Source organism: Pseudoalteromonas sp. PB2-1 (genome assembly GCF_045040605.1).
GTDB classification, from domain to species: domain Bacteria; phylum Pseudomonadota; class Gammaproteobacteria; order Enterobacterales; family Alteromonadaceae; genus Pseudoalteromonas; species Pseudoalteromonas arabiensis.
This window is the reverse complement of sequence record NZ_CP090667.1, coordinates 2,347,171-2,363,558: the sequence shown is the minus strand read 5'-3', so window position 1 is coordinate 2,363,558 and position 16,388 is coordinate 2,347,171. Positions and strand designations below refer to the sequence as shown.

The 16,388-nt window shown below is 39.6% G+C and carries 10 protein-coding genes; 7 read left to right on the top strand and 3 right to left on the bottom strand.

Annotation, left to right across the window (positions count from 1 at the left end):
- Nucleotides 1-32: 32 nt before the first annotated feature.
- On the bottom strand, nt 33-1,493 hold the full coding sequence (locus L0Z67_RS11055; RefSeq protein WP_062569934.1) for a M48 family metalloprotease: 1,461 nt from the start codon (nt 1,491-1,493) through the stop codon (nt 33-35).
- Nucleotide 1,494: 1 nt separating this feature from the next.
- Entirely contained in the window at nt 1,495-2,160 is a 666-nt protein-coding gene (locus L0Z67_RS11050; protein WP_193987541.1) for a hypothetical protein, read from the bottom strand.
- 366 nt (nt 2,161-2,526) lie between these two features.
- Here L0Z67_RS11050 and L0Z67_RS11045 point away from each other — a divergent pair, with 366 nt between their 5' ends.
- Nucleotides 2,527-3,597, top strand: coding sequence for an AI-2E family transporter (locus L0Z67_RS11045; RefSeq protein ID WP_062569937.1), 1,071 nt, complete (start codon nt 2,527-2,529; stop codon nt 3,595-3,597).
- 129 nt (nt 3,598-3,726) lie between these two features.
- Nucleotides 3,727-5,982, top strand: coding sequence for an aminotransferase class V-fold PLP-dependent enzyme (locus L0Z67_RS11040; RefSeq protein WP_405128031.1), 2,256 nt, complete (start codon nt 3,727-3,729; stop codon nt 5,980-5,982).
- A gap of 101 nt (nt 5,983-6,083) precedes the next feature.
- Here L0Z67_RS11040 and L0Z67_RS11035 read toward each other — a convergent pair whose 3' ends face one another.
- The gene (locus L0Z67_RS11035; RefSeq protein ID WP_130150655.1) at nt 6,084-7,112 is read right to left on the bottom strand and encodes a LacI family DNA-binding transcriptional regulator; all 1,029 of its coding nucleotides are present in this window, start codon (nt 7,110-7,112) and stop codon (nt 6,084-6,086) included.
- A gap of 353 nt (nt 7,113-7,465) precedes the next feature.
- Here L0Z67_RS11035 and pgi point away from each other — a divergent pair, with 353 nt between their 5' ends.
- From pgi to L0Z67_RS11010, 5 genes are all read left to right on the top strand, one after another.
- A complete protein-coding gene (pgi, locus tag L0Z67_RS11030) occupies nt 7,466-9,112 on the top strand; it encodes a glucose-6-phosphate isomerase (RefSeq protein ID WP_405128030.1) in 1,647 nt (548 codons plus the stop codon).
- Nucleotides 9,113-9,374: 262 nt separating this feature from the next.
- Nucleotides 9,375-10,847 carry a glucose-6-phosphate dehydrogenase gene (zwf, locus tag L0Z67_RS11025; RefSeq protein ID WP_341802981.1) on the top strand — a complete coding sequence of 491 codons (1,473 nt, stop codon included), beginning with the start codon at nt 9,375-9,377 and terminating at the stop codon, nt 10,845-10,847.
- A gap of 5 nt (nt 10,848-10,852) precedes the next feature.
- Entirely contained in the window at nt 10,853-11,563 is a 711-nt protein-coding gene (gene pgl / locus L0Z67_RS11020) for a 6-phosphogluconolactonase (RefSeq protein WP_062569942.1), read from the top strand.
- Between the two features lie 608 nt (nt 11,564-12,171).
- Entirely contained in the window at nt 12,172-14,766 is a 2,595-nt protein-coding gene (locus tag L0Z67_RS11015; protein ID WP_405128029.1) for a TonB-dependent receptor, read from the top strand.
- Between the two features lie 76 nt (nt 14,767-14,842).
- Nucleotides 14,843-16,357: a tryptophan halogenase family protein gene (locus L0Z67_RS11010; RefSeq protein WP_405128028.1), complete on the top strand. Its 1,515-nt coding sequence runs from the start codon at nt 14,843-14,845 to the stop codon at nt 16,355-16,357.
- The last annotated feature ends 31 nt before the right edge of the window (nt 16,358-16,388 follow it).

The window sequence follows — 16,388 nt, the reverse complement described above, 5'->3', positions numbered from 1 at the left end:
TTTAGCTTATTTTAGGGTAAGCAAGGCGAGACTTAAAGTCTCGCTAGCTCTTTTTGTAGTTGACGATATTGTGTAAGCAATGCTTTTAAACGTTGCTGCTTCACTAGCTCTTCTGGCTCGACGAAATTTAATGCTTTTTGAATTTCGTCAGCAGCTTTTAAGTAGGCACCATATTGCGCCAAAACATCAGCATGTGCTTCATGATACGCCGCTAAGTTTTTTTGCTTTTTATAAACGTTAGCAATCAATTCTTTACCTAAATTATGGTCAGGCTTAGCAAGTAAAAAAGTCTTTAAAACTTGCTCCGCAACATCGTATTGCTCAGCCTCAATAGCCGCATTTGCATAGTTGAGGGTTATAACTTGATTATTTGGTCTATCAATATTTAATTTTGCTAAATAGTCTACGGCTTCATCAGCTTTGCCTTGCGCAATAAGCAGATCAGTGTGGGTATCGATATAAAATAAGTTTTTAGGATCTTTTTTGCGTAATGGCTCAAGTACACTGGCAGCTTCGTCGAGTTTTTTCTGATCTAATAAGCTAATCCCTAAACCATATTTTAGAGCAGTATCGCCATACGCGGTGTTTTCACGCATTAATTTTCGAAAGAGGTCCTCAGCAGCTTCAGACTTTTGATAATAGCGAGCAATAACACGACTTTTTGCTAAATTGAATTCTAAGCTATCTGAGAAATGCTTTTTAGGGTATTGCTCAGCTCTTAAGCGTACATCAGAGACACGGCTTTCGGGTAATGGGTGAGTAAGCAAAAAAGCAGGGGGCTTGTATTTGTAACGGATTTGCGCAGCTAGTTTAGTTAAAAACTCGCTTGATTGGCGTGGATCAAAGCCGGCATTGTTAAGGGTCTGCATGCCAATGCGGTCAGCTTCTTGCTCTGCAGCACGACTGTGAGTGAGTTGGCTAAATGCGGCTTGTGTTTGGTTTGCCGAAATAATCGCAATACCTGCATCAGGTGAGACAACCGTTGCCAGAATACCAGCAATCATACCTGCAATTGTTAAAGCGCTATTGTCTTGTTGTTGTTGGAGTCGACGCGCTAAATGACGTTGTGTTACGTGCGCTATCTCATGGCCCAACACTGACGCAAATTGGCTTTCGTTATCAGCTTGCGCAATAAGTCCAGTGTGAACACCAACATGGCCACCATAGAATGCAAATGCATTAATCTCAGAGTTATTAATCCAGAAAAAAGAAAACGGAAAACGTACATCGTTGGCATTTGCAACTAAGCGACGACCTAAAGTTGTGAGATACTCGTCAAGTACAGGATCATTAACAACAGGTGATGATCCTCGAATTTGCATCATCATTACTTCACCAATTGCTTGCTCTTTTTCAATCGGAAGTGCTTGCAGTGCCGAGGTGCCTAAATCGGGAAGTTTAAAATTTGTTTGTGCCTTTAACGGCTCACTGTGCAAAACCACGAGTGTGAGTAACGCACTGCACAGTGTTATAAAGGCTGATTTAAATCGCATTTTATTCCTTTTTGATCTGCTCACCAAGCATGATTTTAGCAAGGTCTATTTCGTCGCTACATGCACGGCTATCTTTTTCACATAATTGATAGAAATCTTTTATTGTGACTCCACCTAGCTTAACAACGTTCAACTCTCGTTGTAAAAAAGTTATGATTTTATGCACAACCTTATGCGCGTGAAGAATAAGGGCTTTGTCGGCTTTATCGCCACGCTCAAAGTAAAAGGCAATAAATTTGTGTAGCTGATTTATGCGAATAAGGTTTTTCATTGTGATCGGATCCCATACCTTAAACTCCATAAAGCGGTTACCTTTGACATATTGATCAACAAGTGAATCTTTGGCATATGGCGAAGCCCATAACTCAAAACCACGCTCAGTAAAGCTTTGATGTAACGCTATTCTGGGTTTGTTTTCGCAAACAATTTCACCTAAATTGGTTACGTGCCCATCAAGTGTATCAAGATTCCAATTGCTTGTATCAATAAGGCGCTTCACTGCATTATCAAAACCATGGTTTAAAATCCCCTCAGATTCACTCACAGAGGATGCAACCATGTGATAAAACGGAGGTAGCTCCCCCCAGTTAATCTGCTTTTTATACCAATTTATTTCTTTAAGAGTTGGATTAGCAGGTAATTGCGCTTTATTATGCGTGCCAGGCATTAGGTTTCCTTTACTACCAGTTATTAAATAAGGATAAACTATTGTTTTGCGTGTTTTAAGAAAAAAATGAATTTAGATTCATTCTATTGATCTGATTTTGGTATATGCATAGGGCTTATACCAATTGTTCATAGTTATTACGGGATAGTCTCGTTATGTTGAGATGTGATTTGAGGCCGTTTAAGTGCCCGCAACAATTTGTTCAGTTTAAATTAGGACTAAAAAAGGCACAATTAGCGAAACAAACAGTCATTTTTGCATTTGATGTTGCCCATTCAAATCATGATATGCTGCGTTTTTTAGATAAACATCATTATCAATATAGACTTGACCTAAATTTAGGCGAATTAACAGTGGAGCCTGTTTGTGTTTGAATACGTTAAAGCTTGGTACGAAAATAAGTTTTCTGATCCTCACTCAGTGACGCTGTTATTACTTTTAATAGCAACAGTTGCACTGTTTTATTTCTTTGGTTCATTAATTGTTCCTGTACTTGTAGCATTGGTGATTGCATATTTGCTTGATTGGCCTGTTGTGCATTTAGAAAAGTTCGGCTTAAAACGTTTTACGGCCACTGTGCTGGTGATGCTGGTGTTTAGTGGCTTAATGTTGATGATCATTATTGGTATGGGCCCTGTTTTATGGCAGCAAACAAGTAATTTAGTGCAAGAAGCCCCGTACATGGTCGAGCAAGGAAAGGCCTTCTTAATGCATTTACCTGATGACTACCCTAATTTGATTACAACAGATCAAGTTAAGTCTATTGTCAGTAGTGTAGAGACCAAGGTGATTGAATTTGGCCAAGTTGTTTTATCTGCCTCGCTTACTTCTTTAAAAGATGTGGCGGCATGGTTGATCTATCTTATTTTAGTACCACTGTTAGTTTTCTTTATGCTTAAAGATAAACAAGATCTTATCAAAAGTGCTGAGCGTTTAATACCTAAGCAACGTCGTTTAATCCTGCAAGTATGGCAAGAGATGAATCAGCAGATTATGAATTATATTCGTGGAAAAGTGTTCGAAATTCTAATTGTAGGTACGGCCTCCTTTATTGCTTTTGCTGTGCTTGATTTACGCTACGCGGCATTACTCAGTGTATTAGTTGGTCTATCGGTGCTTATTCCGTTTGTGGGCGCTGCATTGGTAACCATTCCTGTGGCGGCTGTGGCCTTGTTTCAATTTGGATTGGAGACCCAATTTTGGACCATATTGATAATCTACGGCATTATTCAAGCGCTCGATGGCAATGTGCTGGTCCCTTTATTGTTCTCTGAAGCCGTTGACTTAAACCCTGTGTTTATCATTGTTGCAGTGCTGTTCTTTGGTGGGCTTTGGGGGTTTTGGGGAGTATTCTTTGCTATTCCTTTAGCATCACTTGTTAAAGCTCTGATAAATGCTTGGTCGAGCAAGCAAGAGAATTTGATCGAAAGCCAATAGCTCAGCCAATTCTTTAGCATTAAAAAGTATAGAAAACGCACTTTACTGCTTAATTGATTATTACTCTTATACACGGTAAAAATGTAAAATACGTTATAAGATATATCTTTTAGTAATATGGTGCGTTTAATGGCTAACTTTTTTTTCTCCGATGATATAAATCAGCAAATCTATTTAGATGCAAATGCAACGACACCTGTACTTCCTGAAATTGCTGATGTTGTCTCTCATACAATGCAAGTTTGCTTTGGAAATCCGTCAAGTTCTCACATTACTGGTATTCAAGCTAAGCATTTGTTGGAACAGACTCGCCGTAAAGCCCGTGATGTAATTGGGGCGACTGATGGCGACATTTTGTTTACTTCAGGTGCAACAGAAGGTATTCAGACGGCTGTCGTATCGACTTTAATTGCCGCAAAACATCATAAAATAGATAACCCTGTATTGCTCTATGGTGCAACAGAGCATAAAGCAGTTCCTAATACGCTTAAGCACTGGAATACAGTGCTAGATATCAATGCTGAAGTTCTTGCTATCCCCGTTGATAAAAATGGCATTTTAGATCATGAGTTTATTGCTAGTCATGCCTCGCGAGCGTTAATGATTTGCACTATGGCAGTGAATAATGAAACCGGTGTGTTCCAAGACCTAACAGCAATTGAAAAAGTGATCCGCAGTAAAAATACGGATGTTGCTTGGATGGTAGATTGTGTACAAGCACTAGGAAAAACGGACTTATCACTCAGTAAAACGACAATTGATTACGCACCATTCTCAGGTCACAAGCTATATGCACCAAAAGGGATAGGTGTTTTGTATATTCGCAAGGGCAGTGCATATACGCCATTTATTGCTGGAGGTGGCCAAGAAAGTGGCATGCGCTCAGGCACAGAAAACTTACCAGGTATTGCAGGATTAAATAAACTTTTTTCATTGTTGTTAGATAAAGAAGACGATGTTTTTAAACCTATTGAGCTGCTAGATGCTTATCGTAAGCAGTTACATGCAGCGTTAGTGGATACTTTTGGTGACATTACATTTAACCATCGCTTTTCATGCTCAGTACCCACAACACTAAACTTTGCAGTTAATGAGTTAACAAGCAAAGAGGTGATGGATTTATTTGATGCCGCGGGTATTCGTGTCAGTGGTGGGTCTGCATGTAGCTCGGGGGCGAATCGTAGTTTTGTTCTTGATGCTATGGGTGCATCTGATTGGCAAAGTGAGAATGCCATTCGTATGTCGTTTGGTCCAGCAGCAAGCCAGCAAGAAATTGATTATGCATGCGAGAAAATTCGTTCATTAAAACCGATTCTTGAAGCAAACTGTTTAGTTGTTTCAGACAGTACAACACCCCAACATGAGGTGTGTGCGATTGGTCTAACTCAATTAAGACATCAAGCTGCGTGCTGCTGGTTATATGTTGATAGTAACAAGCATGCGGTGATTATCGATCCTATTATTGAACTTATTCCGCGTTTAGCAAAAATGGTTGCGACACAAGGATTAACAGTTCTCGCTATTTTAGACACCCATCAACATCAAGAACGACTTTCTGCACGATGTTTATTAAGTAAAGAATTGGCTGAACACTGTATTGCTGGTGAAGTCGATGAACTAGGCTGGCCGATTAAGGCGGAACAGATTGAACTAACCGATATGTGTTTGAGCAAAGTTGCAACACCAGGGCACAGCCAAGACAGTGTTAGTTATTTGCTCAAAGATAACAAAACTAAGGCCATTAGTTATTGTTTTTGTGGAGACTTAATTTTACCCGGTGGGTTAGGTAATACTTCACTTGAAGGTGGTGATGCCGCTCAGATGGCTCAGTCATTAAAGTATATTGCAAATACCATAGATGATAAAACAGTGATTTGCTCTGGCCATGATTATCAGCAGTGCTTTGCAATGGATTGGCATGCACAGCAGGCGACAAATCCGCTATTAAGCCGGTTGCTCAATGAGCAGATTTCTGACGCCGAGTTTATTGAACTAAAGCAACAAAACGATCAGCAAAAACAAGCTGTAAATCATAGCTTGTGCGGCTATGTAGATACATTAGAAAGCCCGCCCACGAAGCAGTTAACATCAATAGAAGCAAAAGCAATGCTTTGCCAAAAGGACACCTATCTAATCGATACGCGCGAGCCTTATGAGCATAGTGTGGTTGATATCGCAGAGCAGTTTAAGATTGATGATTCTCACGTTATTAATATTCCACTTAGCCGCATGGCTAATGAGATTATGCAGGGGCATCTAAATAAATGTAATTGTTATATCTTAATATGTCGCAGTGGGAATCGCTCAAAACAAGCTGCTAAGAACCTATCTCAGTTAGGTTTTGAGAATGTCTATAACCTTGATGGTGGGTTAGCTTTATTGTAGCGAACAATACCAACTTCCAATAATACTTAATCATTTAATTAAGCAAGTTGGTATAAGAAAGCCGCATGTTAATGCGGCTTTTTCGTAACAGTATTGAATCGTTAGATTTTTGGCCCTGAACTTTCACGAACAACTAATGACGGGGTAAATGTCGTGATGATCTCTTTGTCTTGGTTCCGTGCTCCTCGTGTCTTTCTAAATAATAGGCGAGCAGCGTGCTGAGATATAACATCATTGGCTTGATGAGCTGTTGTCAGCTTTGGCCATGTTTGACGCGAGAAAGGCGAGTCTTCGAATCCTGTAATAGACAATTGCTCAGGGATTTCAATTCCCATTAAACGTGAAGCAAATAAAGCACCAGCTGCCATTTCATCGTTTCCGCCTAAAAGAGCCGTTATTTGTAGCGGGTTATCGGTTCCCAAGAGTGCTTTCGCACCTTCAACACCTGACTCGAACGAATATTGGCCTTCGTAGATTAACTCATCATTTAGGGCAATATTGTGATCTTTTAATGCTGCTTGATACCCTTCTAAACGTTCAGTTGTTGATTTATGCTCTTTGTCACCACATAAAAAGCCAATATGAGTATGGCCTAGTGATAATAGGTGAGAGGTAATTTCGTAAGCGGCCTCGTAGTCATTAACAAAGATGCAGGTATCTTGCTCTTCATCAGTAGGACGGCCAGATAACACACGAACATAATGAATCCCCATTTCATCGAGCATATCAATAATACTACTTTGTTCAGATAAAGGAGGGGTCAAGACTAAACCAGCCAAGCGAGAACGCTTAATCATGGTTTTAAAATCATCTTCCATGTTGCTGTCTAGGTAATTACATGGATGGATAACCAGCTCATAGCCTTCTTCCTTGCAGCGTGATAAAACACCATTTTGCATATCAATAACATAATATGCATTAGGGTTGTCATAGACTAAGCCTACAGTGAAAGAAGATGTTCCGGCAAGGTTACGAGCTGCTAAGTTCGGTTGGTAGTTAAGCGTATTAACAGCGTCCATGACGATATCGTAGGTTTTTTTTCTAACCGATGGCTCTTTATTTATGACTCGCGACACGGTTTTCATGGAAACTCCCGCAAGCTTAGCTACATCATTTATTGTTACTTTCATACTGTTACTTTATAGTTAGTTTAAATTGTATTATAATAATACTGAAAGATGGTTAGCCCATGCACTTTAATTCTTAATAAATACATTAATATTTAATATAAGTTGTTTAGTGTATCGAATGTTCAAACAAATTAGCAGTAAAATAATTGAGATAATTTTTATGATACCGGTGTCAAAAGAGAAAAATTGCGCTATTATCTCGACTATAAAATGTAAAAGTAGGATATTGACAGCGTTGTCATTTTAACTTAGTGTTAACCAACTACGTGTTTTTAATTGCTGTCTTTATTCATTTTTAATTAAAAAGATAGTTACATATCAAATTGTTGCAAGTTTTTTAGGGGATTTCATTTATGAGCAACCGTTCGCAGTTAGCTAGTTGGCAAGCATTGAGGGACAGTGCAAAAAAGATGAAACAAATTCATCTTAAAGATTTATTCGCCAATGACAGCTCGCGCTTCGAGCAGTTTTCCGCTCAAATCCCAGGCGTTTTATTTGATTATTCAAAGCAACATATAGATAAAACAGTATTTGAGCAGCTAATTGCACTAGCGAATGAATGTGATATCAGCTCATGGCGTGAAAAAATGTTCATCGGTGAAAAAATTAATATCACCGAAGATCGCGCCGTACTTCACACTGCACTTCGTAACCGCGCTAATTCGCCCGTTATGGTTGATGGCGACAATGTAACGAATGACGTGAACAACGAACTTGCTAAAATGAAGCAGTTCGTTAATAAGGTTCGCAGTGGCGAGTGGTTAGGTTATACCGGTAAGGCCGTAAAAGATGTTGTGGCCATTGGTGTTGGTGGCTCAAACTTAGGCCCACAAATGGCCACTGAGGCACTTGCAGCCTATGCCGATGACACATTGAAAGTGCATTATGTTTCAAATGTTGATGGCGTACAGATTGCCTCTGTATTAAAAGAGTTAAATGCTGAAACAACGCTTTTTGTTATTTCATCAAAAACATTTACAACATCTGAAACCATGACCAATGCAAAGTCAGCGGTTGAATGGTTTTTACAATCGGCGCAAGCACAAGAGCACATTGCCAAACATTTTGTAGCTGTGAGCACTAATTTAGAAAAAACAGCTGCGTTTGGAATTGCAGATGAAAACGTATTCACAATGTGGGATTGGGTCGGTGGTCGCTTTTCGCTATGGAGTGCGATAGGATTACCAATCGCATTGTATTTAGGCTTCGAAGCGTTTGAAGAGATCCTTGAAGGTGCGTTTGAAGTTGATGAACATTTCAAGACGGCTAAATTTGAACAAAACGTACCGCTATTAATGGCGCTATTAAGTGTTTGGAATACAAGCTTTTTAGGTCATACATCGCAAGCAATATTGCCGTACGACCAAGCATTGCATATGTTACCTGCTTACTTACAGCAAGGTGAAATGGAAAGCAACGGTAAACATGTAAACTTTGCTGGCGAAACAGTACCTTATACGACAGTGCCTATTATTTGGGGTATGACTGGTATAAATGGTCAGCACGCATTTTATCAATGTTTGCACCAAGGTAATGTAATTGTGCCTGCTGATTTTATTGCATCTGTTGAGCCGCAGGTGAATGTTGGCAAGCACCACGATATTTTATTATCAAACTTCTTTGCTCAAACAGAAGCCATGATGGCAGGCGTTGATGCAGAGCAAGTAACGGCTGATTTAACCGCGAAAGGTAAATCGGAAGCCGAAATTGCAGAATTACTGAATCATAAGATTCACCAAGGCAACCGCCCAACAACGTCAATGTTACTAGACAAAGTGGATGCAAAAACAGTGGGTCGCTTAATTGCGCTTTATGAGCACAAGATCTTCTGCCAAGGCATTATCTTAGAGATTTGTTCATTCGACCAATGGGGTGTTGAACTAGGTAAAGGACTTGCCTCTAAAATTGAAGCTGAACTATTTGATGACGCAGTGAGTCACCCACACGATAGCTCAACCAATGGACTGATCGCTTACTATAAAGCACATCGTAAGCAGTAAAAGATTCGCAGCATTAGCTGTAAACCAAATACCTTTGAACGGGTAGCGCTGGAGTTCTTAGGGCCTGTATTTTTGTGAGAGGATTTACAGAGCCCCTAAGACTCATTTACTTCAGCCAAAATAAGAACAATGAGTAAGCTACTTACATAAATTCAATAGGCTTTGTTAAATGTTTTAAACATCGCCAATCATCCAAATAACAATTCGCATTGCCACACTGCACAAAGTGAAAACATGGCATTGCCAATGTAGAGAGTGATATATGCTAAATCCATTTGATATCGTAATTTTTGGGGGCGGTGGCGATCTTGCGTTACGCAAATTACTACCTGCAATGTATCGCGCTTATCAAGAAGGCAACCTGCCTCAAGGTTCTCGCATTCTCCCTACGGTACGTGACCAAAGTAAACAACAAGAATACATCGAAACAGCGCATAAAGCGTTACAAGAGTTTCTTGCCAAGGGTGAATATAACGCCAAAGACTGGAAAGCATTTTCAGCCTATTTAGTGCCAGTTGTGACTAATGTTACAGAAGCGGATGCTGATTGGGATAAGTTAAAAGATATCTTAGATGAGCACGAAGCTGATAAATCTCGTGTATTTTATCTGTCACTACCGCCAGCTGTGTACGGTAGCTGCTGTGAGATTTTATCATCGAAAGGCCTGATCACAGACACATCGCGTGTGGTTGTTGAAAAGCCGATTGGTTACTGTGGAAAATCCGCAGAAGAAATTAATGCAAAAATTGCCGAGTATTTTACTGAGGAACAGATTTTCCGAATCGACCATTACCTTGGTAAAGAGACGGTACAAAACTTAATGGCACTGCGTTTTTCAAACTCATTGTTTGAAAATCTTTGGGATGCTAAGTCGATTGATAATATCCAAATCAGTCTATCAGAGACAGTGGGTCTTGAAAGCCGTGCTGGCTTCTACGATAAAGCGGGTGCACTTCGTGATATGGTGCAAAACCACTTATTACAGCTGCTTTGTCTTGTTGCAATGGAGTCGCCAAACAAATTAACAGCCAATAGTATTCGCACAGAAAAACTAAAAGTGCTTGAATCACTGCGTCCGCTTGTTGCGGAAGACGTTGATGCAAATATTGTTCGAGGCCAATATGTACCTGGTAATTTAGATGGCAAAATCGTGCCAGGCTACTTAGAAGAATTAAACGAGGGCGCAAGTAAAACAGAAACATTTGTTGCTATTCGTGCACACATTGATAACTGGCGTTGGGCAGGTGTTCCTTTCTATCTTCGTACTGGTAAACGTATGAAAAAGCGTTGTGCTGAAATTGTTGTTGAGTATAAAAAAGTTTCTCACAATGTATACAGCGATAACGTTGGCAATATTGAGCCAAACCGCTTAGTGATCCGCCTGCAACCAGAAGAAACAATTCAATTAACGCTTATGTCAAAGCGTCTTGATAATTTAGAAATGCAGTTAGAGCCTGTGACAATGAATATTGAGTTGTCTCAAGCATACAGTAATGGTTTCCATTCTGATGCATACAAACGTTTAATGCTTGATGCGGCTGCTAATAACCCTTCACTATTTATCCACCGCGATGAAGTTCGCCAAGCTTGGAAGTGGATTGATCCAATTATCGAACGTTGGCAAGAAAAAGGCGCTCCCTCGTTATACCGTGCAGGTAGCTGGGGTCCCGAAGATGCTGATGAATTACTAGATGAAAATAACCATGTATGGTTTAACACTGGCGATAAGGCGTAAATACGATGGCAACAATTGTTGAAAAATTCTTTGCGACTAAAGATGAGTTAACAGCTGAGCTTTCTTCAAGTTTAGAGCAAAGTTTAGTATCAGGCATTAAACAAGATGGCCGTGCAGTATTAATGGTATCGGGTGGTTCGTCACCGGCACCTGCGTATGAACACTTATCTAACCTTGAGCTTGATTGGGCAAATATTGATGTTGCTATGGTTGATGAGCGTTGGGTTGATGCATCACATGAAAAAAGTAATGAAGCATTTATTAAAAGCACGTTATTACAAAACCAAGGCGCGGCAGCTAACTTCATTACGATGAAAAATAGCGCAGCGACTGCAAAAAAGGGCGTTGCTGAATGTGAAGCAGCATACCAATCTTTAAAGCGTCCTTTTGATGTAACAATTTTAGGTATGGGGCCAGATGGCCATACTGCTTCTCTTTTTCCACATGCTGAAGGTTTAGAGCACGGTTTAGCTACAAATGATTTAGTTTGCGCTATTAATGCTATTGAAAGTGATGTTACAGGTAAGATAACTGAGCGTATGACATTAACACTTGCTGCCATTGCTGATTCTAAAGTGGTCAAGTTATTAATCAGTGGCGAAGAAAAGCTTGAAGTGTATAAACAAGCAAAGCAGGGCGGGGCTGTTGCAGACATGCCTTTACGCGCTGTTTTGAATCACCCAACAATTAATATTGAAGTGTATTGGGCTCCATAATTACTTGTTTTAAAAACATTAAACGAAAGCGAGCTTGAGGCTCGCTTTTTTATTTAAATAAGGAACAAAAAGCATTAGACATTAAATAATATGCTCGTTATAATTTAAAAAATGACAGCGCTGTCATTGGTATTGATTTTTATTCTCAATCCCCTTGACGCTTTCTGCCCAGAAAAAGTTAAATAAAATTTATCAATGTTGGCGTGGTTATAAAAATACACCTTAATTCAAAACTAATTGATTGTTAGTTAAGCCTTTTTTTATAACTTTTGGTTATGGCTAATAATTAACCTCTGGAAAGTAAAGCTTACAAAAATTGCTTAAAATAGGTGCTTTGTACCTAAAAACTCTCAACTATGCTTTTCATATACTTTAAATCTCATGTTATATTTGCGCCGTTTAAATGTAACAATTCTTAAATGCTCAATATTAAATTTCATTAATTTCAATATCTTAATTATTTTGTTGTAAATTTTTTGCACAAAACAGCCAAAAAGATGTAGCACAAATGTAATTTAGAGTGTATGGTTTGTTACTAGATGACAGCGTTGTCATCATCACTGGGCAGAAGTGATATAAAACCAACAAAATGATTCAAGGGGAATCCTGTGTTAGCTAAAAATTTTAAGAAAAGCTTATTAGCAGTTAATATCGGTCTTGTAATGAGTGCCGGATTCACTGGTGCTGCCTATGCAGCAGATGAAACAAAAGTTCAAGAGGACGTTGAAGTTATTGAAGTTCGCGGTATTCGCCGTTCACTTGAAGCGTCAATGAATACTAAACGCTTTGCTGACAGCGTTGTCGATGCTGTTTCTGCAGAAGATGTAGGTAAGTTTCCTGATGGTGACGTAGGTGAAGCGCTTGGCCGTATTTCGGGCGTTGCAGTTAACCGTCAGTTTGGTCAAGGCCAGCAAGTATCGATCCGTGGTGCATCTAGCCAACTTACACGTACTCTTTTAAACGGTCAAACAGTGGCATCAACTGGTTGGTACGACCAACAGTCTATCGACCGTAGCTTTAACTACACTCTATTACCACCTGAGCTTGTAGGTGAAATCCAGGTTTATAAATCGTCACAAGCTGACATCGTTGAAGGTGGTGTAGGTGGTACTGTTATTGTTAATACACGCAAACCACTAGACCTTGATGCTGGTACGACTTTCTTAAGTGCTAAAGCAGATTACGGTACTATTTCTGAAGAAACTGACCCGCAAATTTCAGGTTTATTTAGCTGGAAAAATGATGAAGAAACATTCGGTGTTCTAGGTTCAGTTTCATGGGCAGAAGCGAACTATCAACGTAATGGTATTGAGTCACTAATTGGCTGGGGTGACATTGTTCCAACCACTTTCCAACAAGAGCGTGAGCGTACAGCATTAAATGCTACATTCCAGTATCGCCCAACTGAAAATCTAGAATTAGGCTTGAATATCATGAGCCTAGAGTTAGATGCAAACAACGCAAATACCTCAAACTTCGTGATGTTCCCTGATGATAAAGATGCAGCGTGTGAGCAAACGAATGCATCAGGAACGTGTACTTTCTACCGTCGTACTGGCGAAGGTGCAAATCCAGGTTGGGTACAAACATGGGCGCGTATTGCGAGCATGACATCAGATACAGCTGATTTTAGCCTTAAATATGAAGGTGAAAACTTCACATTAAAAGGTCGTTTCGGTACTACTGAATCAGAAGGTGGTACAGACTTAACAGCGAACTACGGTAACTTCATTGGTTTACCCTCTGATTATGCGGGTACGTATGATGCAACTGGCGAAGTAATTAAAATTGATATCAATAACAAATACTTTGAACCATCAGATTTTACAGGTCCACTTTCTCCAGCTGGTTGGTCACTTAAGAAACAGCCTAATACAGATGAAGAAACATACGCACAGTTAGATCTTACCTTCCCAGTAGATTTTGGTGCGATTACAGCTATCAAAACAGGTTTCCGCTGGGCTGATCACGAAGTTAAACAAGAAACTTACTCAACGACACTAACAGATGTATTACCTACAGGTGATGGTGAAACATACTTCTCAGGTACTATGTCTTCAGGTGCAGGTTTTACTCTACCTGAGCCAGACTTTGATAGAATGATTACAGATGCTCGTGCCGCAATTGTAAGCTTTGATAACGACTCAGATGTGTATCGTTCAGGCTATGGTACAATTGAAGAAGAAAACTTTGCTGTGTATGCAATGGCAGAATTCTCTGCAGAATCTATTCGTGGTAACTTTGGCTTACGCTATATTTCTACAGATGCTGAATCTGACTACTATGGCTTTGCCAACGGTACTTATGAAAGCACATTAAGCACAGATAAAGCGAGCTATAACGATATTCTACCAAGCATTAACATTGCTTTTGATATCGCTGAAGATGTGATTCTACGTACTTCTGCAGCACAGGTTATTGCACGTCCTAACTATACCGATATGTTCTCTGCGTCTTCATTTGCAGGTTATTCAGATGGCACAGCAGGTAACGAAGTATTAACAAAAGGTAATGTGGGTCTTAACCCATTCAAAGCAACTCAGGCCGATTTAGGCATCGAGTGGTACTTTGATGGTGATGGCATGGTAAGTGCGACGTACTTCTTTAAAGACATCACTTCATTTGTTACATCTAGTCAAATCTTAAACCAACAGATTGGTGTATTTGACCCTGATACGCAAGGTGATAACTGGACTCTTTCAACTAAGTTGAATGCAACAGGCGGTCAAATTGAAGGTATCGAGCTACAAATTCAAGATGGTTTTGACAGCGGTTTTGGTTACTCAGTTAACTATACGTTTGTAGATGCACCGTCTGAGGCTGAAAATTACCCAGATCAAATTCCTCTATTCTCTGATTCATCTGAGCATACAGTAAACTTAGTTGGTTACTATGAAACAGATACTTACTCAGCGCGTTTAGCTTATAACTGGCGTTCAGAGTATATGATTCGTGAGCTTCCTGGTTTCTATGGTAACCGTGAGCACCAATCATACGGTACATTAGATTTCAGCGCGAACTACAGTGTAACTGAGAATATTGATGTAACATTTGAAGCTGTTAACTTAACTGAAGAAGACAGCATTCAAATTGGTGTTGCACCAAGCGATGCTGAAGTGGTTCCAGAACTTCGTAATGGCTACCCAGCATGGAGCTTTGAAGGTGAAGCACGCTACAAGCTAGGTGTTACGCTTCGTTTCTAATTTTAATTAGATAACGAATCTATTAAAGCCCAGTTTGTACTGGGCTTTTTTGTGAGTAAATGAAAGCGAGTTAATAATGATAAAGAAAATCGCAATTGTTGGTGGCGGAACCGCAGGCTGGTTAGCTGCTAACCATTTAGGGCAGTCTCTGCAAGGAAGTAACATTGAGATTACTTTAATAGAATCACCGACGATTCCTACAATCGGTGTTGGCGAAGGTACAGTGCCTTCAATGCGTAACTCATTACAAAAGTTTGGTATTAGCGAAAGCGATTTTATTAATGAATGTGATGTGACATTTAAGCAATCAATTAAGTTTGTTAATTGGTTGGATAAAACAAAACATGGCAGTAATTTTTATCATCATTTGTTTGATCATCCTCATATTTTCGGTGAGCAACTAACAGATGCTTGGCTTGCTGCAAATGAGTCGTCTGACTATGCTTCGTTTGTTTCAAAGCAGCACTTATGTTGTGAAAAAAACTTAGCACCCAAGACGATTACTACCCCAGAATTTATGGGTGTTAATGGCTATGCTTATCATTTTGACGCCAAAAAATTTGCTGCATTTTTAAGTCGTCATGCAGAGCAATCTTTTTCTGTAAAACATCATTTTGCAGATATAAAAGATGTTGTAGTAGATGATGCAGGCTACATAACACACTTAGTTGATGAAGATGATGTGGCAATGGCATTTGACTTTGTTATTGATTGCACCGGTTTTTCTGCAGCAATTCTTGGCAACAAGCTGGGAGTTGAGTTCTTAGATAAGTCAGATTGCCTACTAACAGACACTGCGATCACTCTACAAGTTCCTACCTCGCCAGATGATGAAATTCCTCCCTATACAATTGCAACCGCGCACCAAGCAGGCTGGATTTGGGATATTGCCCTCACACAGCGAAGAGGTGTTGGTTTTGTGTATTCATCTAAATATATGACTGAACAACAAGCGTTAGACAAATTACACACATATTTAGGTGAAAAGTTTAACCATCTAACTCCCAGAAAAATCCCCATGAAAGTAGGGCGAAGGGAAAAAATGTGGCATAAAAACTGTGTCGCCATTGGTCTATCGCAAGGATTTGTAGAACCACTCGAAGCCACTGCAATTTTAATCGCTGACTTTTCTGCAAACCTACTAGCAAAGCGTTTTCCTCGCTGTAAAGCGGATATTGCATTAGTGATTGATGACTACAATCGCCATGTTAATTACGTGTGGGAGCAGACGTTTGATTTTATAAAAATGCATTACTGTATTTCAGACAGAACTGATTCTGAGTTCTGGATTGATAACCGTAAAGATGAGCAATTATCACAGCAATTGAAAAATAACTTAGCGCGTTGGCAAAGATTTGCGCCAAATAGAGAAGACTTTGCAAGTAAATTTGATTTGTTCGACCTTGAGAATTACTTGTATGTATTGTTTGGCATGCGTTACCTTCCTGCATCAGACACACTAAATACTGTGCGCGGTTTTGAGCAATTAACGTCGTTAAAGCAACAGCGAGTTAATCAGTTGTTAGGTGAGCTTCCAACACACAGAGCGCTGCTCGAGAAAATTAAAAAGTTTGGAATGCAAAAACAGTAAACAGCAAATAAGTGGCTTTTAATTAACAAGC

Excerpts from the sequence above, each read along its gene's own strand:
- L0Z67_RS11055 (WP_062569934.1), bottom strand. The coding sequence starts at position 1,493 with ATGCGATTTAAATCAGCCTTTATAACACTGTGCAGTGCGTTACTCACA.
- pgl (WP_062569942.1), top strand. The coding sequence starts at position 10,853 with ATGGCAACAATTGTTGAAAAATTCTTTGCGACTAAAGATGAGTTAACA.
- L0Z67_RS11035 (WP_130150655.1), bottom strand. The coding sequence starts at position 7,112 with ATGAAAGTAACAATAAATGATGTAGCTAAGCTTGCGGGAGTTTCCATG.
- L0Z67_RS11010 (WP_405128028.1), top strand. The coding sequence starts at position 14,843 with ATGATAAAGAAAATCGCAATTGTTGGTGGCGGAACCGCAGGCTGGTTA.
- L0Z67_RS11040 (WP_405128031.1), top strand. The coding sequence starts at position 3,727 with ATGGCTAACTTTTTTTTCTCCGATGATATAAATCAGCAAATCTATTTA.
- zwf (WP_341802981.1), top strand. The coding sequence starts at position 9,375 with ATGCTAAATCCATTTGATATCGTAATTTTTGGGGGCGGTGGCGATCTT.
- L0Z67_RS11050 (WP_193987541.1), bottom strand. The coding sequence starts at position 2,160 with ATGCCTGGCACGCATAATAAAGCGCAATTACCTGCTAATCCAACTCTT.
- pgi (WP_405128030.1), top strand. The coding sequence starts at position 7,466 with ATGAGCAACCGTTCGCAGTTAGCTAGTTGGCAAGCATTGAGGGACAGT.